Annotated in this window: 23 protein-coding genes; 17 read left to right on the top strand and 6 right to left on the bottom strand. The window is 46.4% G+C overall.

Annotated elements, in window-relative coordinates:
• Positions 1-336: 336 nt before the first annotated feature.
• The 4 genes from VF685_RS01700 to VF685_RS01685 all read left to right on the top strand — a co-directional run bounded on the left by VF685_RS01700 (position 337) and on the right by VF685_RS01685 (position 6,687).
• Positions 337-2,355: a hypothetical protein gene (locus VF685_RS01700; protein WP_440203525.1), complete on the top strand. Its 2,019-nt coding sequence runs from the start codon at positions 337-339 to the stop codon at positions 2,353-2,355.
• 87 nt (positions 2,356-2,442) lie between these two features.
• On the top strand, positions 2,443-4,158 hold the full coding sequence (locus VF685_RS01695) for an AAA family ATPase (RefSeq protein WP_286384778.1): 1,716 nt from the start codon (positions 2,443-2,445) through the stop codon (positions 4,156-4,158).
• A gap of 253 nt (positions 4,159-4,411) precedes the next feature.
• Positions 4,412-5,332, top strand: coding sequence for a LysR family transcriptional regulator (locus VF685_RS01690; protein WP_005177438.1), 921 nt, complete (start codon positions 4,412-4,414; stop codon positions 5,330-5,332).
• Positions 5,333-5,505: 173 nt separating this feature from the next.
• Complete coding sequence (locus tag VF685_RS01685) at positions 5,506-6,687, top strand: MFS transporter (protein ID WP_440203524.1); 1,182 nt, start codon at positions 5,506-5,508, stop codon at positions 6,685-6,687.
• Between the two features lie 43 nt (positions 6,688-6,730).
• On the opposite strand, the gene VF685_RS01680 is transcribed toward VF685_RS01685, so the two are convergent.
• On the bottom strand, positions 6,731-7,183 hold the full coding sequence (locus VF685_RS01680; RefSeq protein ID WP_034597660.1) for a DUF441 domain-containing protein: 453 nt from the start codon (positions 7,181-7,183) through the stop codon (positions 6,731-6,733).
• Between the two features lie 151 nt (positions 7,184-7,334).
• Here VF685_RS01680 and VF685_RS01675 point away from each other — a divergent pair, with 151 nt between their 5' ends.
• Positions 7,335-8,045 carry a pseudouridine synthase gene (locus VF685_RS01675; RefSeq protein WP_286384780.1) on the top strand — a complete coding sequence of 237 codons (711 nt, stop codon included), beginning with the start codon at positions 7,335-7,337 and terminating at the stop codon, positions 8,043-8,045.
• A gap of 21 nt (positions 8,046-8,066) precedes the next feature.
• Here VF685_RS01675 and VF685_RS01670 read toward each other — a convergent pair whose 3' ends face one another.
• From VF685_RS01670 to VF685_RS01660, 3 genes are all read right to left on the bottom strand, one after another.
• Complete coding sequence (locus VF685_RS01670; protein WP_005177446.1) at positions 8,067-8,510, bottom strand: GNAT family N-acetyltransferase; 444 nt, start codon at positions 8,508-8,510, stop codon at positions 8,067-8,069.
• A gap of 92 nt (positions 8,511-8,602) precedes the next feature.
• Positions 8,603-8,938 carry a type II toxin-antitoxin system RelB/DinJ family antitoxin gene (locus VF685_RS01665; protein WP_005177448.1) on the bottom strand — a complete coding sequence of 112 codons (336 nt, stop codon included), beginning with the start codon at positions 8,936-8,938 and terminating at the stop codon, positions 8,603-8,605.
• A 112-nt stretch (positions 8,939-9,050) separates the two neighbouring features.
• Positions 9,051-9,953: an RluA family pseudouridine synthase gene (locus tag VF685_RS01660; RefSeq protein WP_127799390.1), complete on the bottom strand. Its 903-nt coding sequence runs from the start codon at positions 9,951-9,953 to the stop codon at positions 9,051-9,053.
• 128 nt (positions 9,954-10,081) lie between these two features.
• On the opposite strand from VF685_RS01660, the gene tsaE reads away from it, so the two are divergent.
• From tsaE to hfq, 4 genes are all read left to right on the top strand, one after another.
• The gene (gene tsaE, locus VF685_RS01655) at positions 10,082-10,561 is read left to right on the top strand and encodes a tRNA (adenosine(37)-N6)-threonylcarbamoyltransferase complex ATPase subunit type 1 TsaE (protein WP_075166770.1); all 480 of its coding nucleotides are present in this window, start codon (positions 10,082-10,084) and stop codon (positions 10,559-10,561) included.
• Positions 10,551-12,533 (top strand): DNA mismatch repair endonuclease MutL, encoded by a 1,983-nt coding sequence (gene mutL / locus VF685_RS01650; RefSeq protein ID WP_168381351.1) that lies wholly within the window; start codon positions 10,551-10,553, stop codon positions 12,531-12,533. Before tsaE ends, mutL begins: the two co-directional genes overlap by 11 nt.
• Before the next feature lie 6 nt (positions 12,534-12,539).
• Complete coding sequence (gene miaA / locus VF685_RS01645; protein WP_440203523.1) at positions 12,540-13,484, top strand: tRNA (adenosine(37)-N6)-dimethylallyltransferase MiaA; 945 nt, start codon at positions 12,540-12,542, stop codon at positions 13,482-13,484.
• A gap of 92 nt (positions 13,485-13,576) precedes the next feature.
• Positions 13,577-14,092: an RNA chaperone Hfq gene (hfq, locus tag VF685_RS01640; RefSeq protein ID WP_440203522.1), complete on the top strand. Its 516-nt coding sequence runs from the start codon at positions 13,577-13,579 to the stop codon at positions 14,090-14,092.
• A 132-nt stretch (positions 14,093-14,224) separates the two neighbouring features.
• Here the strand turns inward: hfq and VF685_RS01635 are convergent, their stop codons facing one another.
• Positions 14,225-15,523: a peptidylprolyl isomerase gene (locus VF685_RS01635; protein ID WP_440203521.1), complete on the bottom strand. Its 1,299-nt coding sequence runs from the start codon at positions 15,521-15,523 to the stop codon at positions 14,225-14,227.
• Positions 15,523-17,988 (bottom strand): LPS-assembly protein LptD, encoded by a 2,466-nt coding sequence (locus VF685_RS01630; protein WP_104505484.1) that lies wholly within the window; start codon positions 17,986-17,988, stop codon positions 15,523-15,525. The genes VF685_RS01635 and VF685_RS01630 overlap by 1 nt, the downstream gene beginning before the upstream one ends.
• Positions 17,989-18,108: 120 nt before the next feature.
• Here VF685_RS01630 and VF685_RS01625 point away from each other — a divergent pair, with 120 nt between their 5' ends.
• The 8 genes from VF685_RS01625 (at position 18,109) to msbA (ending at position 25,040) form a co-directional block, all read left to right on the top strand.
• On the top strand, positions 18,109-19,122 hold the full coding sequence (locus VF685_RS01625; RefSeq protein ID WP_005177470.1) for an aminoglycoside phosphotransferase family protein: 1,014 nt from the start codon (positions 18,109-18,111) through the stop codon (positions 19,120-19,122).
• Positions 19,122-19,811, top strand: a complete 690-nt coding sequence (gene murU / locus VF685_RS01620; protein WP_005177471.1) for an N-acetylmuramate alpha-1-phosphate uridylyltransferase MurU — start codon at positions 19,122-19,124, stop codon at positions 19,809-19,811. The genes VF685_RS01625 and murU overlap by 1 nt, the downstream gene beginning before the upstream one ends.
• An 86-nt stretch (positions 19,812-19,897) precedes the next feature.
• A complete protein-coding gene (rsmG, locus tag VF685_RS01615) occupies positions 19,898-20,530 on the top strand; it encodes a 16S rRNA (guanine(527)-N(7))-methyltransferase RsmG (protein ID WP_075166778.1) in 633 nt (210 codons plus the stop codon).
• Positions 20,531-20,554: 24 nt separating this feature from the next.
• A complete protein-coding gene (locus VF685_RS01610) occupies positions 20,555-21,337 on the top strand; it encodes a ParA family protein (RefSeq protein ID WP_005177476.1) in 783 nt (260 codons plus the stop codon).
• The gene (locus VF685_RS01605; protein WP_005177477.1) at positions 21,334-22,221 is read left to right on the top strand and encodes a ParB/RepB/Spo0J family partition protein; all 888 of its coding nucleotides are present in this window, start codon (positions 21,334-21,336) and stop codon (positions 22,219-22,221) included. Before VF685_RS01610 ends, VF685_RS01605 begins: the two co-directional genes overlap by 4 nt.
• A 31-nt stretch (positions 22,222-22,252) precedes the next feature.
• Positions 22,253-22,885 carry a MotA/TolQ/ExbB proton channel family protein gene (locus tag VF685_RS01600; protein WP_005177480.1) on the top strand — a complete coding sequence of 211 codons (633 nt, stop codon included), beginning with the start codon at positions 22,253-22,255 and terminating at the stop codon, positions 22,883-22,885.
• 8 nt (positions 22,886-22,893) lie between these two features.
• Positions 22,894-23,316: an ExbD/TolR family protein gene (locus tag VF685_RS01595; protein ID WP_005177483.1), complete on the top strand. Its 423-nt coding sequence runs from the start codon at positions 22,894-22,896 to the stop codon at positions 23,314-23,316.
• Positions 23,316-25,040, top strand: a complete 1,725-nt coding sequence (gene msbA, locus VF685_RS01590) for a lipid A export permease/ATP-binding protein MsbA (protein ID WP_075166780.1) — start codon at positions 23,316-23,318, stop codon at positions 25,038-25,040. Before VF685_RS01595 ends, msbA begins: the two co-directional genes overlap by 1 nt.
• The last annotated feature ends 1 nt before the right edge of the window (position 25,041 follow it).

Raw genomic sequence — 25,041 nt, 5'->3', positions numbered from 1 at the left:
TTGCTGATCAAAGAGTGTAAAATAATCACTTGAAAATTATGGATTTTTAATTTGTTTTATTATCTGAAGTAGTGCGCAGTCTATAGGCAAGAGCACAAATCTTGTTTATAGTATTTTTTGTATCTCTAATTTTAAGGTGTGAATACAGCACACACATATTTAAAATGTAATTCAATTAATAAGTGGCTTAAGCTAGATTGAAGAATTGTCCACTTTTTGCGGATGGGAAATAAAAAACAAAAAATAGGGATGTATCACGTGATGGGTCTATTCGGTGTAATCAAATAAAAATAAGATGACACTTAGATAGACCGCACTTAAGCATGAGGAGCGTATATGCAGCCAAGTCGCCAGCATAGCCAGTTGCATGCCGTTGCACAGCAATTGGTTCGTATTTCCAGTGTGGCCGCAGAAATCTATCAAGATCAAATGGATCTGGTTGGGCATTTTACAGCACAAAATATGTTTCGAATTGATCCTTTGCAGCATCGGGTCGAATTGTTGAATGGTCTGTTTAGCCTTGAATTTTATTCGCCAAAATCGCATACAAATTTAATAGAAACCCACTTTGAATTTGCGCGGCAACAGCAAGAAGCGTTTGAAGATTTTTTCTTACATGATCTGCATTTTTTGACAGGGGATTTAAAACCGCAGCATTCCTTATTTTTGCGTAAGCAGGCGCAGCAATTGCGGCAATTGATTCTGCAGCAAGTTTATCTTTGGGTAGATGGTGCAGCACGGGTTAAGCAATTGTTGTTGCATTTAGATGCAATGCAGGCACAAATTTTAGATCAGGCATTAATGCAGGTAGACGATCAGTATCAACCAGTATTGACCAAATTTGTGCAGCAAGGGCAGCCAATTCCTGAAGATGTTTTAACTGCTTTATCGACACTATGCGCTTTGGAATTTGTAGAGGGTGAAACCTTTTTGCCAGTGCAAGCACTGATGCTAAGTTATGATGATTTTTGTTTTAGTGCAGCAGAATTTCTGCCTGAAGCCATGTATCGTATTTTAAGTATCTCATTTCCAGAGCGATTTAATTTACAGGATTTAATCGATCATCAGGACGATATTCGGCTGTTGTATCGACACGCGGTAGAGCAGAGTCATTTATTAGGCTTTGTGCGGATTATGAACCGCGCGGTCTGGGCCGAAGATAATATTCTGGCCAAGCAGCATTTTCTGGAAAAAAATACCCGCATCTGGCAGACCAAAGTTGCGCGCTTGCCACTGTTTGATTATCCACGCGCAGTCAACTGGCTGTTTCGGCAATCGAAGCTGGTGCTGGACTGGCTCAGTGACAATATTCATCATTCCAGTGTCCGTGTCGCGGTGGTGGCGCTAAGTTTTGTCGATTGCAGCCAGATTCATCCACGCATTATTCTGGCCACCTTGCAGTATTTCCAGTATGCCTCGGCGCGGCTGTTTATTCAGAGCTGTGATCATTTTGCGCTGCAACATCAGTGGTTTGAGCATCAGCATAATTCCCGGGTGGTGCAAAAAGGTCAGCGCCAGTCACTGGAAGACCCGCGCATTAGCATCAGTCCGTCTATCTTATATTTAGATGAATGGATGAATTTGCTGGCGATTGTTGCGGCGCAGGATGAACTGCAGGTGAAACAGGTCTATGCACGCTTAAGCCGGGTGATGCAGGCCTATATGCTGCATCTGCATAAGGTTACGGCAGAACTGCCGGCTGAATTAATGCAGTTTATTCATCCGGAGAGTCAGCAATCGCGTGATTTTATGCACTGTTTACGCCGTCATCAGCTGACCTTGGAGCAATTCCGGCAGCTGTTTTATTTAAAGGCCGGGCTGGTGCGTGAATCGGTGTTTGATGCCTATGTACGCGATTATCTGGTCGATTATTTTAATGAAAAAAATTACACCCCAAAAAATGTCAGCTGGAGCAGTATTTTTCAGCGCGCGGTGCGCTGGCATCATGAGGTGCATAAAGCCGAAATTCTGGCCAAGCTGAAAAAACAGTTAAACGTCCGCCACTGGCCGCCCGTATCGCTACAAGGCAGAACCCAGTATCTGGGCTGGTGCTTTGAGGAACTGAACAGTCTGGACCGGATTATTCAGGAGTCGCGCAGTTTTCATCATTGTCTGGCGGTGAGTTATAGCCAGAAAATTATTGAAGGCGAATATGTGGCTTTTCATATGTCATCGCCGTGTTATCGCCAGTCCTTAACGCTGGGTTGTCATCTGCTCGATGGACAGCTGCGCTTTGATCAGCTGGAATATCCGAACAATCATAAAGCCGAACAGTTGCTGGTCAATATTGCGGAACAGTTTATTCAATGGCTGAACAGCCGCTTAAAACAGGACCCATCTGCCGGAACTTTATGACAAGTGATGTCGCCAGATGTGGTTTTTGCCTTAACTTTTTGCTGAAAAATGGGTAGGCTATAGCCGTTCATCTACGGTATAGGTCTTATGAAACAGGAAACTGCACTCAAACTCTTAAAAGCGGGCGAAAATGTATTTTTAACAGGCTCGGCCGGTGCAGGGAAAACCTATACGCTCAATCAGTACATCAACTATTTAAAAGCACGTAAAGTGCCGGTGGCGATTACGGCCTCGACCGGAATTGCCGCCACACATATGAATGGTATGACCATTCACACCTGGGCCGGCATTGGTATTAAAGATGTCTTGTCTGATGCCGACCTGAAAAATATGAAAGAGCGCAAATACCTGAAAGAACATCTGGAAAATGCGCAGGTCTTGATTATTGACGAAATTTCGATGCTGCATGCCAAGCAGTTGAATCTGGTCAATCAGGTGCTCAAATATTTTAAGGAAAGTGATGAAGCCTTTGGTGGCATTCAGGTGATTGTCGCTGGTGATTTCTTCCAGTTGCCGCCAGTGGGCAGAAATGATGAACGCAATCGCGATAAATTCTGCTTTATGTCAGAGGCCTGGGTTGAGGCCAAATTCCGGGTCTGCTATTTGACCGAGCAGCATCGTCAGGGCGACGATTATTTAAATGATATTCTCAATGCGATTCGTCGTCAGGATATTGGCCCGCAGCATCTGCAGGCGCTGCAAAATACCCGTCAGCAGGATATTGGTGACACCTTTACCCGTTTATATACTCACAATATGGATGTCGATACCATCAACTTTAAGCATTTAAATGAAATTGATGCTGAAAGTCGCCAGTTCGATGCCAGCTGTGATGGGAATGACAAACTGATTGAAACCTTAAAATCTTCGGTGCGTGCGCCTGAAACCTTGACCCTGAAAAAACATGCCAAAGTGATGTTTGTTAAAAACAACTTTGATATGGGCTATATCAACGGTAGTCTGGGCGAGGTGATTGGCTTTGAAGAAGATGATGAATATGGCTGCCTGCCGAAAGTCAAACTGACTGATGGTACGGAGCTACTGGTCGAACCGGAAACCTGGTCGATTGACAATGAAGCCGGAAAAACCATAGCTAGTTTCCAGCAAATTCCATTGCGTCTGGCCTGGGCAATTACCATTCATAAATCACAAGGCATGACTTTAGAAGCGGCAGAAATTAACCTGAGCCATACCTTTGAAAAAGGTCAGGGCTATGTGGCACTGTCACGTTTAAAAACTCTAGATAGCCTGCGTTTATTGGGTTTTAACGAGCAGGCACTGGAGCTGGACAGTCTGGCAATTAAAGCCGATCGCCGTTTTCAGGAACTGTCAGATGAAGCAGAACAGAATTTCGCCGAGATTGACCTGACCGCACAGCATAAAGCCTTTATCCGGCATTGTGGCGGTACCTTGAATGAGGTTGAAATTGAACGCAATGAACGGAAAATCGCACGCAGTGGCGGCAAGCAGAATTATGCCTCAGCAACGCTAGATGAAACCCGGGCCTTGTTTGAAGAAGGTTATGAGATTGAAGATATTGCCCATGAACGTGGCCTGACTCCAGCGACGATTATTAATCATCTGGCGCGTTTGCATAAGGAACAGGGACTAGATATTTCGGTGGCGCATCCGGGTGAGGAAGTGGTGGAGCAAATCCGAAAAATTTATAAACGCCTGCAAAAACGTCAGCAAAGTGATCATTTTAATGATGATGGCACGATCAAGCTGCGCCCGATTGTCGAGCTGACCAGTCCGCGCATGGGCTATGATCAGGTGCGTCTGGCCTTGCTATATGTAGAATAAACTTTTCATCCTTCCGTAATAAAAGAGCATCTTAAAGATGCTCTTTTTTATGCTTATTCGGTATTTAGGCGTATTTCAAATTCAACTTCATCTTGCTTAAAAACAGCGCCATCTCTTAAAAGCTGCCTTATTTAGAATAATGAAACCAACTCATGGAATTTATGCTAAGATGAATTTAATTCATATTTTTATTTTTAGGGCGACATTGCATTCAGCGCAGTGCATCTCCTGATTTTGAGATACTTCATTTCCCATGCTTGAAATTCGTCATTTAAAAACCTTATTGGCCTTACGCGAACATGGTTCACTGGTGGCCGCGGCCAATGATTTATGTCTGACTCCATCTGCCATTTCCCATCAGTTGAAAGAGCTGGATCACTGGTATGGGGTGGAAGTGGTCAATCGTCGCTCGCGTCCGGTGACGTTTTCCAATGTGGGGCAGCGTTTGCTGAAACTGGCAGATGATATTTTGCCGCAGATCCAGATTGCCCAAACCGATATTACCCGGATTGTGCATGGGCAAACCGGCCGGATTATTTTTTCTTCGGAATGTCATAGCTGTTTTGACTGGCTGATGCCGCTGTTAAATCAGTACCGCCAGCAATATCCCGATGTTGATTTGGACTTTGCTTCCGGTTTTGAAGCCAATCCGCATGAACTGTTACAACATGCCGAATTTGATTTGCTGATTACCGCCGACCCGATTGCCTTAAAAGGCATCGAGTATTTCCCGATTTTTGAATATGAGTCGCGTCTGGTGCTGTCCAATACCCATCCATTGGTACGTGCTGCGGACATTTCGGTGCAGGACCTGGCCGAAGAAACCTTAATTACCTATCCGGTGGATAAGCACCGTCTGGATATTATGGCCAAGCTGTTTATTCCGGCCAATATCTATCCGAAAGCCATTCGCACCACAGATTTAACCCAGATGTTAATCCAGCTGGTGGCCAGCGGTCGGGGTGTGGCGGCCTTACCGGACTGGGTGGTAAATGAATATGAACAAAAAGGTTGGGTCACTTCACGCCGTCTGCATTGTGTTTCGGCAGAAGGACTACGCCGCACGCTGTATGCTGGTTATCGCAGTGAAGAAAAAGAAAAAAGCTATTTTGAAGGCTTCCTGAAACAGCTGGAAAAATTTTCGCAAAAGCGTAGTCATTACTATGCACAATAACATCCGCACAAATAGCGTAATTTTTGAGTAAATAATGGTGAGGATTCAGGTCGTTGAATCATCTGCCAGCTACGCCATTTATTCAGGAAAAACATAAGATGAGATGTTTTTTTAATAAATGGCAGTTACTGAACTTGATAAGCTCAAGTCACAAGATTGAAGTGAGTAAGGGTATGTCCAAAGTACAATGGTTCAGCAGGGATATTTGGATTATTTGTGCAGGTTTTGTTGCGGCGATGCATGTCGGTAAATTACCGCCAGCGGTGCCGGTATTACAGCAGGAACTGGGGATCGGGCTGGTACAAGCTGGTTTGTTGCTGTCGCTGGTGCAAGGGGCTGGTATGCTGTTTGCACTGACCTTGGGCAGTTATGTCGAAAAAATTGGACTGAAACGCTGTGTCTTGCTTGGACTGGGCTTACTAAGCGCAGCCAGTTTGCTCGGTGGGTTTAGCCAAAGCGTCAGCAGTTTGCTGCTGCTGCGGGTAATGGAAGGATTTGGCTTTTTACTAGTGACCTTAAGTGGTCCGGCCTATATTCGCCAGCTGGTGCCGGCAGAAGAAATTTCCGCCAAAATGGGCTTGTGGAGTGCCTACATGGGCGGCGGAATGGGGATTTCCTTATTGCTGACGCCGTGGCTAATCACCATGATGGGCTGGCAAGGGGTGTGGCTGACGTTAACGCTGCTGACCTTAAGCCTGTTTGCGCTGGTCGCCACCCGTGTGCCGAAACCGCAGCAATCAACCCAAAAAATTGAAGTATTTCAGCTAATCAAAACCACGCTCAAACATCCACCAGCCTGGATGCTGGCATTGATGTTCGGGACCTATGCCGGACAATGGTTTAGTCTGGTGGGTTTCTTGCCAACCATCTATCAGCAAAACGAGATTTCCTTGACGCTGGCAGGTGCATTAACTGCCTCGGTAGCGATTGCCAATGCAGTCGGGACCTTTGCCTGCGGCATCATGTTGCAGCGCGGTTTGCTGCCTAAAACTTTAGTCCAAACCGGTTTTATCATCTTGATGCTGTGTGCCTTAAGTTTCTATATCTTTCAGGCCCAGTTACCATTTTTACTGCAGTTTGCCTGCGTGTTTAGCTTTTCGTTATTTGGTGGTCTGGTCGCCGCGGTGGTCTTTGCTCAAGCCTTGCGTTTTGCGCCTAGTCCGGTGGCCATTAGTGCGACCATTGGCATGATTTTACAGTGCTCAGCGACATCGCAGTTTCTGTTACCGCCGGCAATTGCTGCGATTGTTTCTGCCACCGGGGACTGGTTCTGGGTCGGTATTGTGATGGCTGCGTTCTCGGCAATGGGCTGGCTATTATGTCAAAAGCTGTTTCAGGCCGATGTACGTGCCTAATCGTGTATCCGTATCTCTTTAAAGCCGTGTCTGTATGAAGCGGCTATTTAGAACCAATCAATAACGATAAAATGCCAGCGGCAATTAATGGTCCGACCGGCACACCGCGCAGCAAGGCCACACCGGCAACCGTACCAATCAGCAGGCCAGCGACAATATTCGGTTGATGGCTCATCAGCTGTACCCCACGTGCACCGAGCCAGGCCACAAACAGGCCTATGCCAATCGCGAGTATGGATTTCCAGTGCATAAATGATTTCAGGATTTCATCACCGGGGATTTTACCGCTGGCAATGGGCGTTAGTACGCCAATGGTCAAAATGATAATGCCAATATTTAAACCATGCTGTTGCAAGAGCGGAAAATATACTTCCAGTGGTGTGATGCGAAACACGATTAACACCGCGGCGGCAATGGTGACGGCAGTATTGTGACTAAAAATACCGCAGGCCAATAAAATAAGCAGAACAATCAGGTTTAAATCGAGGTGTGACATACAGGCTGAACACGGTGGCATGGGAGAAAAAGAGGCCGTTATTGTAGCCTTTTTCAGCGGGGCCTGCTGATAGATTCCAACTCCAGCGCGGTTTCAGTATAAAATACGCCATCTTCCATATTGATACAGCTTTCACTCCACAGGTAATTCGATGACTTTAGAAAAAATGTTGCAATCGCAAGGCTTTGGTTCACGCAAACACTGCCTGCAGCTGATTCAAAATGGTGCGATTGCCATTGAGGGTGAAGTCATCACCCAACCCAAACAGAAACTGCAGTTGCAGGGTTTAAAATTTTCGGTCTATGGGCAGGACTATACCTATCGGGAGAAGGTCTATATCGCGTTAAACAAACCGCAAGGTTATGAGTGTTCACATCAGGCCACCCATCATTTTAGTGTGTTTGATCTGTTTGACGATATTTTGCTGAATCGTGGCCTGCAATGTGTGGGACGTTTAGATCAGGACACCACCGGTTTGTTATTGCTAACTGATGATGGCCAGTTTTTACAGGCGCTGACCCATCCGAAAAAGCATGTGGCCAAAGTCTATCGCATGTACACCGCAGATCCGGTCACAGATGCGCAAATCCAGCAACTGGCAGATGGAGTCGAACTGCGCAATGAAAGCGGCATTTTTGCTGCCACCGATATTTGCCGTCTGGCCGAGCACGAGCTGGAAATGACCATTCATCAGGGTGTCTATCATCAGGTAAAGCGGATGCTGGCAGCAGTTGGCAATAAGGTGGAAAAGCTGCATCGTCAGCAAATTGGCGCTTTAAACCTGCCAGAACTCGAGTTGGGGCAGTGGATCTATTTAGATGACGCCCAGGTACAGCAGGCGCGTACCCGGATGCAGGATTAAACCGGCTTTTAATAGATTGGGCTATTTTAAGAAACAGTGGTAGGTCTGAAACTCATTGTCTTTAATAAAGCCCATCTGTTCATACAGTTGATGCGATTGATAGTTGTTGTTCTGGGTTTGCAGACTAATCCGTAGTGCATTGTTATGACGGGCAAAATGAATTGCGGTATCAATCAGCTGTTTGGCCGAGCCTTGACGACGATAGACCGGCGTCACATAGACATCATCTAGAATATAATAGGTGGTACAGGCCACCGAAGAAAAGCCTAAATACAGCAGGATAAAACCGGTAATCACCTCATCTTTCACATGAATAAAAATCACGCTTTCATGATTTTCAAAACGCTGTTGTAAAAACTGGTGTGAAAGCTTCAGGTTAGAAGATGCACCATAAAATTGACGATATTCATCAAATAATACGGCCAGCTGCTCGAGGTCTGCTACGGTTGCGCGTCTGACAATCATCCATGACTCCCTGCATATCTTATTGTTGTCTATGCAGCATAACCAAGTTTTCAGCAGATTAAATTAAAATATTGTTTATAAATACAACACTGTTAACTTTTGTCAGTTTCACCCAGCAGGGCATTTAATTCGGCAAACAGGTCCAGATCTTCATCGTCCAGTGGGGAAGTGTCGGTGCTGACGGGCGCAGGTGTTGGTGTGGCCTGAGTATTTTGCTGTTCCTGCTTGAGCTTTCTTAACTTGATCAGCTGCTCCAGATTAATGTTCTGATTTTCGATAGAAAAAGGAATAGATTTGGTCAGAACGACCTGTTTAAAGAACAGACGAACCGCTTGTGCCGGTGTAATCCCTAACTGTTTAAACACGGCAAAAGCCTGTTTCTTTTCCTGAGAATCCAGGCGAATTTGATAAACTTCAGTTTTTCTCATGATTTTAATTAATTTAAGTGCACTTAACTGTGTAGACACATTTTAATCTAACCATTTGTAATTTCAATCTTCATACACAGGAAAAATTGAAATAAATGTAATGACAATTAGATTACAGTGTCAGGTCAAATTGCGAGCTAAACGCCATTGCTGCTTTACTGATCGGGTCCTGAAAGCAAATGTCTTTGGCCAGAAGCTGTAAAGGCGCAGAAAAATCATCTTCCGTTTTATGCTGCACCTGCGGATAAAATGGATCGTTTAAAATAGCAATTCCAAGCTGATTTAAATGCACCCGCAATTGATGCTGCTTACCGGTGACAGGTTTAAGCAAATACTTTGCCAAATGACCGTTATGCGCTAACAGCTCAATATCGGTTTCGCTGTTGGGTACTCCATCCACCACCTGCATGGTATAAAACGGCTGACCTTTTTCCATGCGGTAACGGGTGGTGCAAGGAAAACTTAAATCGGCACGAAAAGGTGCAATCGCATGATAGGTCTTGCGGACCTGACGTTCGGCAAACATTTGCTGATAAAGACCACGACTGGCCGGCTGTTTGGAAAATAGCACCACGCCGGCAGTTTCCCGGTCTAAACGGTGAATCGGGGTCAGCTGTTCATTGCCAGTTTGCTGTTTCAAACGCACCAGTAAGGTTTGCTGCACATATTGTCCGGTTGGGCTCATGGTCAGAAAATGCGGTTTATCTACCACCAGCAAATCTTCATTTTCAAATAAAATCTGGTGTTGAAACGGTACTGTTACTTCATGGGCTAAAAAACGATAGTAAAAACAGTGTGTATGTGCCTGAAAGGGACTGTCTGTGTTTAGACGCTGACCATGTGCATCATAGACCAGACCATCCTGAAAGCGCGACAGCCATTCAGCTGCAGAAATATGCGGAAACTGCTGGCACAGGTAGGCATACACTGTACGTGCCGATGATGGCTGCAAGTAAACTTTGCTGGCGTTAACACCATTAATCATCGGGGGAATAAAATCGGCAGTGGAGCTCATGAACGGGTGCACATCTCAAATTAGGTAACAAATGCTGTGAAAAAATACAGATTCTGACGCAGTCGAATAGGCTTTTAAACGGCTGCGATGCTATCATAATTGCTGTTTTGAATCATGTCGCGAGTATTATGCAGTATTCATTTTGTCTGAACCTGAACAATGAACAAGAGACCCAAAATCTGGCTCAGGTTTTGGCGGCGCATTTCCCGCGCGGGGTGATTTATCTGATTGGGGATTTGGGCGCAGGGAAAACCACGCTGACCCGTTATCTGTTACAAAGCTTAGGTCATCAGGGATCGGTAAAAAGTCCCACCTATACCCTGGTGGAGCCGTATCAGGTCAATGGTCAGGATATTTTCCACTTTGACCTGTATCGCCTGAATGACCCGTATGAACTGGAGCTGATGGGCATCCGCGATTATCTGGATACAGCAAACGCCTTATTTTTATTTGAATGGCCATCAAAAGGTGGGGATGAAATTCCAGCACCGGACCTGATTATTAATATTCTAAAGTCTGAAGATGAACTGAGCCGCACCGCAACTCTCAACTCGTCTTCTGCCGCTTTGCAACACGCTCTGGAGCAGAATTTTACCCATGTCGGCTGATTTAAGTACACGTCGTATCCGCGCGCTTGATCCGGCACTGGCCAACCAGATTGCCGCCGGAGAAGTTATTGAGCGTCCGGCTTCTGTGGTCAAAGAATTATTAGAAAATGCGATTGATGCCGGTGCGACCGAACTGATTATCCGGGTGGAACAGGGCGGCAGTACCCTGATTGAAATTATTGACAATGGGCGTGGCATTCACCCTGAAGATCTGCCCTTGGCAGTGATGCGTCATGCCACCAGTAAAATTCAAACTGCCGATGACTTGCATGCCATTGTCAGCCTCGGTTTTCGCGGTGAAGCGCTGGCGTCCATTGCCGCAGTATCGCGTTTAAGCCTGATCAGTAGCCAGACAGATGAAGGGGTGGGCTATCAGGTTGAAGTGAATGGCACGGCTTTTGATCATCAGGAGATTGTGCCGGTGGCTGCACCGAAAGGAACCCATATTCGGGTACAGGACCTGTTTTTTAATGTGCCGGCACGCCGTAAATTTTTAAAAAAGCCGGGCACCGAATTTGGCCATATTGAAGAAATCGTGCGTCGTCTGGCGCTAACGCATTTTGATATCCGTTTTGTATTGGAACATAATAACAGCATCAAGCTGAACCTGCCGGTTGCTGACAGCGGCGAGCTGCGTTTTCAGCGTGTGCAGCAATTGCTGGGACGACAGTTTACCGAAAATGCTTACTGGATTGATGCCGATAGTATCAGCATGCGTCTGTCGGGCTGGTTGGGCCATCCTTCCGATGCGCGGGCACAGGCCGATTTACAATATGTCTATGTAAATGGCCGGATTGTCAAAGACAAGACCATCTCACATGCGCTACGCATGGCCTATGATGGTATTTTGCATGGTCATCAGCATGCGGCGTATTTGCTGTTTCTGGAAGTTGAACCTGAAAATATTGATGTCAATGTGCATCCAACCAAGCATGAAATCCGCTTTTTAAACCAGCGTGAAGTGCATGAGTTTGTGCGTCATTATGGCAAAGAAACCCTGGCACAGTTCCAAACCGCCAGTGCCGACTTGGCCACGACCATGAAAACTGAAACCTCGGAGCCGGTGTTTGCGGCGCAGCCACGTTATCAGGAACAGTTCCAGCTGCATAAAGCAGCCGAAGCCATCGTGCCAGGATCTAATCAGGCGGCACCAGAATTACTGACAGATTTTAGCGATGCCCGCCCGCAAAGTGTGGATTATGCATTGCCACAAGGCCAGAAAATGGCCAGTGGTCAGAATACCGGTTATAGCAATGGCTATACCGGCTCACAGCAGCTGAACAATGCGCTAAAAAGCTATCTGGCACCGTTACGTGAGCTGGATGAATCTGCATTGTCCAGCCCACAGTCGGCCGCAGGTGAGACGCAGCCAGCTCCGGTAGATGAACATCCGCTTGGGATTGCCATTGCCCAGTTACACGGAATTTATATTCTGGCGCAAAATACCGAAGGCTTGATTATTGTCGATATGCACGCGGCGCATGAGCGGATTTTATTACAGCAAATGAAATCGGCTTGGGATAAGCCGGAATTCTGGACCTCACAGCAGCTGCTAATTCCTAAAGTGATTAGCATTAGCCGGATGCAGGCGATGCGGATTGAAGAGCTAAAACCGCAGCTGGCACGTTTAGGGCTGGATCTGGATCAATATGGTGATGAGCAGGTGATTGTGCGTGGGGTGCCGGCGATTTTGCATAAGGCCAATTTTGATGCGCTGATTCCTGAATTGTTGAATGATCTGGACCCGGCCGATGAAGCACAAGCGCTGCTACAAAAACGTGACCAGATTCTGGCCGGCATGGCCTGTCATGGTGCCGTGCGTGCGCATCGTATGCTCAGCCTGTCTGAAATGAACGCCTTGCTGCGCCAGATGGAACAAACCGAATTTGCCAGCCAATGTAATCATGGCCGCCCGACCTGGCGTGCCTTTCCATTGGCTCAATTAGATAAACTTTTTGCTCGAGGAGAGTAGTGGTACATGTCAAATCAATTGCCGGTCATCAATTTAATGGGACCTACTGCAAGCGGTAAAACTGCTTTGGCGTGTGAACTCTATGAACTGGGGCATTTTGAGCTGATTTCAGTCGATTCCGCTTTGGTATATCAGGATATGGATATTGGCACCGCCAAACCAAGCAAAGCCGAGCAGGCGCGTTATCCGCATCATCTGATTGATATTATTACCCCTTTAGAGGTGTATTCTGCTGCGCAGTTTGTAGAAGATGCCTGTGCTTTAATTGATGATATGCATGCGCGTGGCAAAACCCCGATTCTGGTGGGCGGAACTATGCTGTATTTCAAGGCCTTGCTGGAAGGGTTGTCCAGTAATTTGCCAAGTGCAGATTATGCGGTGCGCGCTGAAATTGAAGATAAGGCTGCACGTGAAGGCTGGGAAGCGGTGTATGCCGAATTGTGCACGGTAGATGCTTTAGCCGGACAGAAATTTAAAGTCAGCGATAAGCAACGGATTATCCGGGCCTTGGAAGTGTTCAAGTTAACCGGTCAACCTATTACCAAACTACAAGCAGAACAGCCCAAAAATGTATTATATCGTTACACTTTTCATAATCACGCCTTGCTGCCAGATCGGGTAGAATTACATCAACGTATAGAAAAACGATTAGAAATAATGTGGTCAATGGGTTTTTTGAATGAAGTAGAAAGGCTTATTGAAAAATACGATTTAGATGAGAATTTACCCTCTATGCGCTCTGTTGGATACCGACAAGCTTTAGAATTTCTAAAGAAAAGTGATAAAAGTCTCAATAAAAAGCAGGAAATGGAGGATAAGGCCCTATTTGCAACACGACAACTTGCAAAACGTCAATATACTTGGCTCAGATCGTTGCAGGAATCGCATAAAATTCAAACATATTTTACGATAAAGCAGGCTCAAGAAGACTTGCGAAACTGTTACGGATAAAGCAAAATTTATGAACTGTCTTTTTTATAAATTTTAATTGAAAAATAAAGATAGTTTTTGCGCTGATTTTTAATTATTTTTGGAGTTATAACATGTCTAAAGGTCAAACTTTACAAGATCCGTTCTTGAATTCTCTCCGTAAAGAACGTATTCCAGTTTCTATTTTCCTTGTAAACGGTATTAAATTACAGGGTCATATCGAATCTTTTGACCAGTATGTGGTGCTATTAAAAAATACAGTAAGCCAAATGGTTTACAAACACGCGATTTCTACAGTTGTACCTGCACGTAATCCACGTCCTGCTGGTGCACCTGCTGGTGCTCAAGGCGCTGGTGGCTTCGGTGGTCAAGGCGGTGGCTTCGGCGGCGGTCAAGGTGGTGGCTTTGGCGGTCAAGGCGGCTTCGGTGGTCAAGGCGGCTTCGGTGGTCAAGGTGGCTTCGGTGGTCAAGGCGGCTTCGGCGGTCAAGGTGGCTTCGGTGGTCAAGGTGCTGGCTTCGGTGGTCAAGGTGGCTTTGGGGGTCAAGGCGCTGGCTTCGGTGGTCAAGCTTCTGGTTTTGACAACGACTCTAAATTTGAAGATTCTCAAGAAGATGACAACAACCGTTAATCAATATTAATGGCTTAAGTCCTCTTATAAAAAACCGCTGAATTCAGCGGTTTTTTTATTGCTATTGATGGCGAGGTGAAAAGCCAGAATTAAAAAAACCAGTGCAGGCACTGGTTTTTCATTTTTTAAGACCTAGTTATTTTTACGGTCCAGGTTTGGATCTTTAATATCGACAAAGGCATTGCTGCGAATTTCACGTAACCAGCTGTCCAGTTCGGTATCAAACTGACGTTCACCTAGAATCTGGCGTGCCATACGTTCCTGGTATTCGCGGGTCATGTCCTGCTGGCGGGTATCTGTCACCTGTAGAATATGCCAGCCAAACTGGGTTTGAAATGGCTGGCTGATTTCACCTACCGGGGTGCTTTTTATTTGCTGTTCAAATTCAGGCACCATCACTCCAGGGCTAACCCAGCCCAGGCTACCGCCATCACGGGCAGAACCGGTATCGGTTGAGAAAGTACCGGCCAACACTGCAAAATCTTCACCGGCTTTGAGGCGGTTATACAAACTGTCAATCATGTGCTTGGCATTTTCTGGGCTCACCACTTCTGTTGGCTGAATCAGAATATGACGGGTTTGATATTGTGGGACCAGCGCGCGCTGTTCACCGGCTTTACGATCGACCAGTTTCAGCACATGAATACCATCATTGACTGCAATCAGCTCAGTGGTCTGACCGACGTCAAGTGCACTTACACGTGCAGCCAGTTCAGCCGGAATTTCAGAAAGGCTGCGGAAACCCATATCAGCCGATTCAACTTTGGTGGCAGCTGTGCTGAACTGCTTGTTAATGGCATTGAGGTCATTGCTGTTATTCAGTGCAGTTTTAACCTGTTCCGCGGTGGCCTGTGCATTTTCACCGGATACGCGCACATGCAACACATGCGCCTGACTGCCTAAAGCGGCCTGACCTTGCGGGGTTTTCAGGAAGTTATCGACATCCTGATCGCTAATTTTAATCCGCGACATCACCACTTGCTGACGCAGACGGTTAATTGCCAAATCTTCAGCAATACGGTTGCGTAAAGAGGCGTAGGTCCCCGGTGCAATACGGTCGACTTTCTGCTGGAAATCTTCCAGACTTTTACTGCCATTTTGCTGGGCCACACGCATTACCGCTTCATTTAAGGCTTTTTCATCAGGCTTGATGTTATAGCGTTTGACCTGTTCCAGCTGTGCCTGACGCACGATCAGTTGTTCTAAGGCCTGTTGTTGTAGATATTGAGCCGGTGGCACGGTTTTGTTCTGTGCCTGTAATTGTTGCTGCATTTCAGCAGCGGTTTGCGCTAAATCACTTTGTAGGATGACACTGTTATCCACCACGGCCACGACCTGATCTACAGTTTGTGCAAAAGCAGGTGCAGCTGAAGAAATACATAAAGCTAAGGCAGTGGCTTTAAAAAATTGTTTTAACTGTGGTGTCTTCATTAACGTTGTGTCCAAGTTTGATTAGTTCTATTAAACCCTAAAATACGGTTTTCAAGTAAAGATGCAAGTTTATTGTTGAAACTGCCGAGGCCTTTCAGGTTTAATTCGGCCATGATGGCGCGTTTCGGCTTGACGTTGTGATCGGAGACATCATCCAGATCATTATAATAAGAGCGGCCGTAGACCGAGATGCCCCAGCAGCAGGATTCATAGTTCACACCGAGTAAATATTCACGGGCGACGCTATTGTCCAAATCGTATTGGGCATGACCCAGAATACGCCAGTTGTTGTAGACCGGTTGAATGAACGAGGCCACCACCTGATCATAATGATCCTGACGGTTTGGAATATGACGACGGTTAATATAGCCGACATTGTATAAATTGCCTTGTTCACCGGTATAGAACAGGTGCAGATCGCGCTGGGCATTGTCACCGTTTGACATCCAGGCGGCATTGGCACCAATATTCAGGTTTTCGGTTAACTGGCTGGCCAGACTCACTACCGGGCCGGTGCGGCTTTCGGTATCAAAGCTGTCTGCAGTATTTTCCAGGGTCACACGGCGATCTTCAAAGAAGAAGCTTTGACCCAGGCTGGCACGAATCCGCTCTAAACCTACTTCATCAAACAGGCTGTAGCTTAAACCGAGTGACAGGAAGTTGTTGTCTTCCAGGCGGTCATGGCCGTAGAAACGGTATGGGCTAAACAGCTGGTCATAATTAATGGAAGCAGTGGCTGAATCAAAATTTGGATGGCCATCCTGCTTCTGATACGGCGCGTAGGCATAGAAGGCTCGCGGGGTAATTGTTTGCAGGAAGCGACCTTCTTTTTCAAAGGTCAGACCGGCGTCCAGGGTAAACTGCGGTACCGTCACCGATTTGGTTTCGCTAGATGAATCAAACTGATTCAGCGCGTTTTGGGTGTCTTTGTCAAAGAAGGTGTTGACGTTGCGAAGTGATACTTCTGGAATCACAAAAGACCATGGGTTGCGGTAGTTATAACGTACTTTAAAATCGTTATAGATACGGGTACCACTTGGCTCATAGCTGTTCAGGTCGGTGGTACTGGCTTCCAGATTGTTAATATCTTTCTTGAAGTAAGCCGTGTCGTGGTTAAACTCGATCTGGAAACCTTGAGGATTCCCGGTTTTATAGTTCAATAAGAACTGTGGTAAACGCGCATACGGACGGTCTTCATCTGGAATAGTTGGGTCCAGCGTCTGGAAATCTTCAACTTTTAGCTGCGCTCTTAAACCCGGAATGCCATTGCGATAATTTAGTTCCCAGGCGCGGCGTAAGTTCAGGTCGGTTCTGGAGTTCGGGTTGTTGTTTAAGTCAGCAAAATAGTCTTTATCTGAAGCGTAGTTATATTCCAGATTGGTATTGAACTGCTCGTTAATCTGCCAGTTATGCAGAAAGTGAAAATCCTTACGATCTTCATCATTGTATTTATTGTCAGAGGCCAGGTAGCCGCCCCAGATCTGACCCTGACCAAAATTCTCGGTCAGATAGCGAAATTCACCTTCTAACATCGGACCGCGGTCACCAATATAGCGTGGTGTCACGGTGGCATCATAGTTTGGAGCCAGGTTCAGGTAGACCGGTACCGCCAGTTCAACTCCACCATCATTGGTAAAGCCAAAGCTTGGGGTCAAAATACCGGTAGTACGCCGGTCATCAATCGGAAAGTTAAAATATGGCACCGCCAGCACCGGTACATCTTTTACATACAGCTTGGTGCCACGGGTTTCACCGCGACCGGTTTCCTGATTTAGCTTGATTTCATCGGCCTGAATTTTCCAAGTCGGTGCCTGTTCAGGCGGGCAGGTACTATAGGTGGCATTATTCAATACCAAGGTATTGGTTGAAGTGCGGGCAATCTTTTCCGCCATGCCATGTGCGTGCTGTTCTTCTGCAATATAGAAGCTGTTGTGTAAATCGCCTTGCTGGGTTTTCAGGTTGTAATTGATCTGGTCGCTTTGCGCCAGTAAACCGGCTTGCGCCATTTGTACCCGGCCTTCGGCACTGGCATAGGTCTGGGTCTGGTCAATGGTAATTTTATCGGCGCGAATCTGGCGGCCTTGCTGGTCAATGACCACATTGCCTTCTAAGACCGAATCCCCATTAGGATTATAGTGACCATAATCAGCGGTAACGGTCGAGGTGGCTTCTTCCGCAGCAACGGCCACGGTGTCCGGGCTAATTGGCGTAACCCAGGCGCCCTGGCAATAGGCTGAACTCAGCTCTTGGCCAAAACGCTGCTGGGCTTCTGGCGCGGTTTTATCGACATAATACTGTTCAAAAAACGACTGGCCCGGATAAGCATCTTGAATGCTCTGTTTGAGTTGTTGATTGGTGATGGATGAAGCGGGCTCTGTGGTCTCTGCATGACTGCTCATCGCGTGTCCACATAACAGGGTCAAGATCGCAGTCGCTAAAGGATTAAATTTAAACTGATGCTTCATTTGTCTCATTAACCAAGAGTGCTTAATCGCAATTAATTATTGTCGCATCATAGAGAAAAAGCGCAGAAGTAGCTACACTTAGCACTTTAAAAACTCAGCCTGTATTAGAATTTATTGCAAATGAATACACAACGTGAACAATTGATACAAACATGGATTACATCTGTACTCGGTTCAGATCAATTTGAAACTCATTTTTTAGCAGGCGATGCAAGCTTCCGTCGTTATGCACGAATCAAATTGAATAATAAAACATTTATGCTGATGGATGCACCACCAGAAAAAGAAGATTGTGGTCCTTTTGTGACGATTGATGAATTTTTTGATGCGCATGGTGTACGCGTGCCGCATATCATCGCCAAAGATCTGCAGCAGGGCTTTTTGCTACTGGAAGATTTTGGTGATGTATTGCTCTCGACCCTGTTAAATGAACAGACTGTCGATGACTACTATGCACAAAGCTTCAAGCAGCTGATCCAATTGCAGTCCATTGCTGGCGAAGGCCATTTCCCGGACTATTCCTATGAAAAACTGATCAGTGAAATGGAGCTGCTCACCGACTGGATGTTACCCTCATTACAGATTCAGCCAACCGCAGAAGAAAGCGCGTTAATCAAGCGTACCTTTGCTATTCTGGCCAATGCGGCTTTGGCCCAGCCACAAGTGATTGTACATCGTGATTTTCACAGCCGGAACCTGATGAAAATTGCAGGTGAAACCGAACTTGGGGTGATTGATTTTCAGGATGCGGTAATTGGCGCCGATACCTATGATCTGATTTCAATTACCCGTGATGCCTACGTGCAGTGGAATGCAGATCGTGTCTATCGCTGGTTTAAAACCTTTTATGATTTGCTGCCGGAAAGCGCCAAGCAGGAGCGTGATTTTGAGCAGTTCAAGAAAGACGCCGACCTGATGGCGATTCAGCGTCATATCAAGATTCTGGGTATTTTTGTGCGCCTGTTCGAGCGTGATGGCAAATCGGGTTACTTAAAAGATTTGCCGCGCGTGATGTGGTATCTACTGGAAGAATCGCAGCCTTATGCCGAATTGCAGCCTTTTATGCAGTTTATTCGTGAAAAAGTTATGCCGGCATTTGAAGCCAAATATGGCCGTTATGAGGTAGCTGCCTGATGAAAGCCATGATTCTTGCTGCCGGTTTAGGTAACCGGATGCGTCCTTTAACCTTGCATACGCCTAAACCCTTGCTGGAAGTGGGCGGTAAGCCGCTGATTGTTTGGCATATCGAAAAACTGCAGCGCATTGGCGTAACCGAAATTGTGATCAATACCGCCTGGCTGGGTGAAAAACTGGCTCAGGCTTTGGGGGATGGCAGCCAGTTTGGCGTTAATATTCTCTGGTCGCATGAAGGCGAAGGTCTGGAAACCGCAGGCGGGATTATTAACGCGCTGCCGCTGCTCGGTAATGAGCCCTTTATTCTGGTCAATGGCGATGTCTGGACCACCATGGATTTTGCGCCATTATTGTCGGTACAGCTAGAGAATCAGCTGGCGCATCTGGTGCTGGTAGAGAATCCGGCACAGCATCCGCAAGGCGATTTCACCTTATCGGAACAAAAAGCCTATACCTTTGATCAGGAAAAATCCGGTGAAAATCTGACCTATAGCGGTATTGCCGTGATTGATCCGCAGATGTTTCAGGGCCTGGAAGGTGGCAAGCGTCCACTGGCACCGTTATTGAAACAGGCCATGCAGGATGAAAAAATTGCCGCCAGCAAATTGCAGGGTGTCTGGGTAGATGTTGGCACTCCTGAGCGATTAAATGCACTGGATCAACAAATTCAGCAAGGTGTGTACGCTTAAGTGCATATTCACTAAGCACTCGCTGCTGTGACTTGGCAGATAAATCGGTATACTTTCAGCTAACTTTTTCGAGACGTTCATTGTTTATGCATACGTTTTTTCAGGAACTCAAGCAGGGTAGTCAGGCCTTGGGTTTAGAGCTCAGCGATGAGACTTTAAATTTATTACTCCAATATCAAGATGCTTTGGTGCTATGGAACAAAGCGTATAACTTGACCGCAATTCGTGATCCGAAAGAAATGCTGGTCAAGCATTTGCTCGACAGCCTGAGTATTCTCAAAGATTTACCTGCCGGCCGTTTGCTGGACATTGGTACCGGTGGCGGTATGCCGGGCATGATCATTGCCTTATGTCAGCCGGAACGTCAGTGCGTGTTGCTGGACTCGAATGGCAAAAAAATCCGTTTCTTGAAGCAGTTTATTGCCGATCTGAAACTGCAAAACGTGGTGGCGGTCCAAACCCGAGTCGAAAATGAAGACAGTATCCGTGAGTTAGGCCAGTTTGATGTCATCACCAGCCGTGCCTTTGCATCTCTGACCGATTTTGTGGCGGCATCAAAACCGTTTATGCATGGACAGAGTATTATTGCTTCCATGAAAGGTCTGATTCCGGCCGATGAGGTTGAAGCATTGAAAGATGAGTTCAGCTGTGAAATTATCGAGCTAAAAGTTCCACGTCTGGACGAACAGCGTCATCTACTTTTATTAAAACATATTTAATTCATTCTAAGGATTGGGGTTACCATGGCACAAATTATTGCGATTGCGAACCAGAAAGGTGGTGTCGGTAAAACTACAACCGCAGTAAATTTGGCAGCATCGTTAGCTGTTTTGAAAAAGCGCGTTTTACTTGTGGATATGGATTCACAGGGAAATGCCACGATGGGTTCTGGTATCCAAAAAAACGACCTTCTATATTCCATTACCGATGTGTTGCTGGGCGAAGTGCCAATTGAAACGGCCATTACCAAATCGGAAGTGGGTTATAAGGTTTTAGGTGCAAACCGTGATTTGTCCGGTGTGGAACTGGCTATTGCCGAGCAGGAAGGGCGCGAGTTTATTCTGCGTGATGCACTGGGCGAAATTGAAAAAAGTTTTGACTACATTATTGTCGATTGTGCGCCAAGCTTAAGCTTAATTACCGTGAATGCGCTGGCTGCGGTACAGGGCGTGATGATTCCAATGCAATGTGAATACTATGCGCTGGAAGGTCTGGCCGATTTAACCCAGACCATCGACCGGATTCAGCAGGCTTTAAATCCAGAGCTGGAAATTATTGGTGTGCTGCGAACCATGTACGATGCGCGTAATGCATTAACCCGTGATGTGTCTGAAGAGCTGCAACAGTATTTTGGCAAAAAGCTGTATGACACCGTGATTCCACGTAATGTGCGTCTGGCCGAAGCACCGGCGCATGGTTTGCCTGTAATTTATTTTGAGAAAAGTTCAAAGGGTGCAGTTGCTTACCTGAATCTGGCAGCTGAAATGTTAAAGAAAAGCAAAGTGAAAAAAGGAAGTAAAGCATGACCATAAAAAAACGCGGACTCGCCAAAGGTCGTGGTTTGGATGCCTTACTTGGGTCGATCCAGAAAGAAAAATTACAACTTGAAGCCCAGTCTTTGGATCATGGTCAGCTAAAACAGATTGATGTGCATTTATTAAAACGGGGTGAATATCAGCCACGCCGTTTTATCCATGAACAGGACTTACAGGAACTTGCCGCCTCGATTGAAAAACACGGGGTCATGCAACCGATTGTGATTCGTCCGATTGATGACGAACAGCATCCGTATGAAATTATTGCTGGTGAACGTCGCTGGCGTGCCGCACAGCTGGCGGGACTCACCGAAGTTCCGGCAATTGTCCGTGACCTGACCGATCAGGTGGCGATTGCACTGGCTTTAATTGAAAATATTCAGCGTCAGGATCTGAATCCGATTGATCAGGCCATGGCCTTGCAGCGCTTCCATGACGAGTTTGGTCTGAGCCATCAGGAAATTGCCGACACCGTCGGTAAGGCACGAACTACGGTCAGTAACCTGTTGCGTTTGTTGACTTTAACTGAAGAAGTTAAAGACCTGATGCAGCAAGGGCTGCTGGATATGGGCCATGCGCGCGCCATTTTGACCTTAAAAGCCAAAGATCAGCTGAAAGTGGCTGAACTGGTGATTGAAAAGAGTTTGTCGGTCCGTCAGACCGAACAGCTGGTGCGTGACTGGAGCGCACCAAAAACAGAAAAACCAAAAGCAGAACCGGCACCGGATATTCAGCAACTGACACAACGTCTGTCAGAGCGTTTCAGTGCCAATGTCAAAATTGATCATAACAAGCAGGGTAAGGGGAAGCTGGTGATCAGCTATCACTCCTTAGAAGAACTAGATGGTATTTTAAATATCTGCTTGGCTGATTAATTTTTATTGTAGATTTATTGGGGAAAATCGAATGTGGGAATTGGTAAAAGCAGGCGGCTGGCTGATGCTGCCGTTACTGTTGTGCTCTGTGTTTACGCTGGCCATCAGTATTGAGCGTTTTTTACGTCTTAAGCGTGCCGGTGTGGTGCCGAAAGCCTTGCAATTACAAACCGGACAGCCGGTGCAAGGCGTGTTACAGCAGTTGCAGCAATCGGAAAATTTACAGCACAGTACTTTGGGCCGAATCTTTATGGCTGGTGCGCAAAATAAACACCAGTCTGAACAGTTTGCGCGTGCGCAGATGGAAGCGACAGCCTCTCAGGAAATTGGCTATCTGGAAAAAAATATTAATTTCCTCGGGACTTTAAGTGCTGTGGCGCCGCTGCTGGGCTTATTGGGGACCGTTCTGGGGATTATTGAATCTTTCCTGATGATTGATATCAGTTCAAGCAATCCGACTTTAATGATTCCGGGGATTTCCAAAGCACTGATTACCACCGCAGCGGGTATGCTGATTGCAGTGCCGGCTTTATTTGCTTACCGTTATTTCCAGCGTCTGGTACAGGAATATGTGGCCGAGCTGGAACAGCAGGCGACATTGTTTCATGCTGCGCTGTTTCATCAAACCCAGATTGTTGATGAAGACATTAAAAAAGCAGGCTAAGGTGACCTATGAAATTCAAACGCTCGCAAGTGGAAGATATTCATATTAACCTGACACCGATGATTGACTGTTTGCTGTTTATTCTGGTGTTCCTGTTACTGTCCACCAGTTTTAACCAGTTTAGCCGGATGAACCTGACCTTGCCGGAAGCGCAAGGGGTGCCACCGAAAGCCTATGACCAGAAAGTCGAGGTGGTGGTCGATGCTTCCGGGCATTATTCGGTCAACGGGCAGGCGCTTTCCAGCAAGGAAGTTGCTGATTTAAATACAGCAATTAAACAAATTTCCAATGATCGACGTGATTTAATGTTTATCATTGCGGCAGACGCGAAAGCTTCTCATCAGGATGTGATTCGTGTCATGGATGTTGCGGGACAACTGGGTTTCGTCAACATTAACATCAGTACGAAAGTACCAACTCGAGGCTATTAGTGAATCCGGATTATAAAGTCTACCTGCGTCTACTCGGTTATTTAAAACCTTTCTGGGGAATCGCGATTCTGGTTGTGGTGGGTTTTGCCATCAATGCGGCGACTGAGGTATCAGTGGCCAAGTTGCTGGAAAAAATTATTACGGCAATTCAGGAAAAAGACTACACCTTCACCCACCTGTTTCCTTTTCTGGTGGTGCTGTTGATGTTTTTCCGTGGTGTCGGCCTGTTTCTGGGCGGCTACTATACCGCGGTCATTTCACGTAATCTGGTGTTTAATGTGCGCCAGGAAGTATTTGCCAAATTGCTGCGCTTACCGTCGCAGTATTATCTGGACAATACCAGTGGCCACATTACTGCCAAAATCATGTATAACGTGGAGCAACTGACAGCGGCTTCCACCGAATCTTTACGTACCTTGCTGCAACAGGGTTTAATTACCATCGCCTTGCTTGGTTACCTGTTTTATAGCAACTGGCGTTTGACCATCTGTATCCTGATTTTTGCCCCGCTGATTGGCCTGTTAATCCGGAAAGCCGCCAAGCGTATGCGTAAGCTGTCAATTCAGGTGCAGGATACCATGGGTGATGTGAACCACGTGGTGCAGGAAACTGTAAACGGCAATCTGGTGGTGAAAGGTTTTGCCGGTCATCAATACGAGCAGGAACGCTTTAAACAGAACTCACTGGAAAACTTGCGCCGCGGCCTGAAAATGGTAGCTGTGCAGCAGCTCAACAGTCCGGTGGTACAGCTGATCATGTCGATTGCACTTTCCATTGTGATCTGGATTGCACTGCGCCCGGAAATTTTACGCGATACCTCAGCTGGTGAATTTGTGGCTTATATTACTGCTGCCGGGATGCTGAGCAAACCAATTAAAGCGCTAACCGATATCAACGAAAAACTGCAACGCGGTATGGCGGCGGCGCATTCTGTATTTGAACTGCTGGATATGCCGGAAGAAAAAAATACTGGTACCTTAACTCCAGCCTTAAAAGGCAATATTGAATTTGATCAGGCCAATCTGGTCTATGCCGATGGCCATCATGCCATTCATGACTTTAGCCTGAATGTTAAAGCCGGTGAAACCGTGGCACTGGTCGGACGTTCAGGGGCGGGCAAAAGCTCACTGGTTAATTTGCTGGTGCGTTTTCAGGAATTATCTTCAGGCCAGATCAAGCTGGATGGGTTGGATATTCACGAGATTGAACTGAATAGTCTGCGTACCCAAATTGCCATGGTGAATCAGCAGGTGGTGCTGTTTAACCGTACCGTGCGTGAAAATATTGCGTATGGTCAGCTGGAAGGTGCGTCGGATGAAGAGATCATCGCGGCGGCCAAAGCGGCGTATGCGCATGATTTTATTATGGCCTTACCACAAGGTTATGACACACCACTCGGTGCGCAGGGTTTAAACCTGTCCGGTGGTCAGCGTCAGCGTATCGCGATTGCCCGTGCCATTTTGAAAAATGCGCCGATCCTGATTTTGGATGAGGCGACCAGTGCATTAGACAATGAATCTGAATACTTTATTCAACGTGCCTTTGATGCAGCGATGCAGAATCGTACCACCATTGTCATTGCACACCGTTTATCTACCATTGAAAATGCCGACCGTATTGTGGTGATGGATCAGGGGCGTATTATTGAGCAGGGTACCCATCAGGAACTGTTAAACCAGCAGGGTGCTTATTATCAGTTGCATCAGCGCAATTTCGAGGAATAAT

Source organism: Acinetobacter sp. Brlt_5, assembly GCF_051949055.1.
Taxonomy (GTDB): domain Bacteria; phylum Pseudomonadota; class Gammaproteobacteria; order Pseudomonadales; family Moraxellaceae; genus Acinetobacter; species Acinetobacter indicus.
Note: the sequence above shows the minus strand (reverse complement) of the source record. Positions and strands in the feature narration are given on the sequence as shown.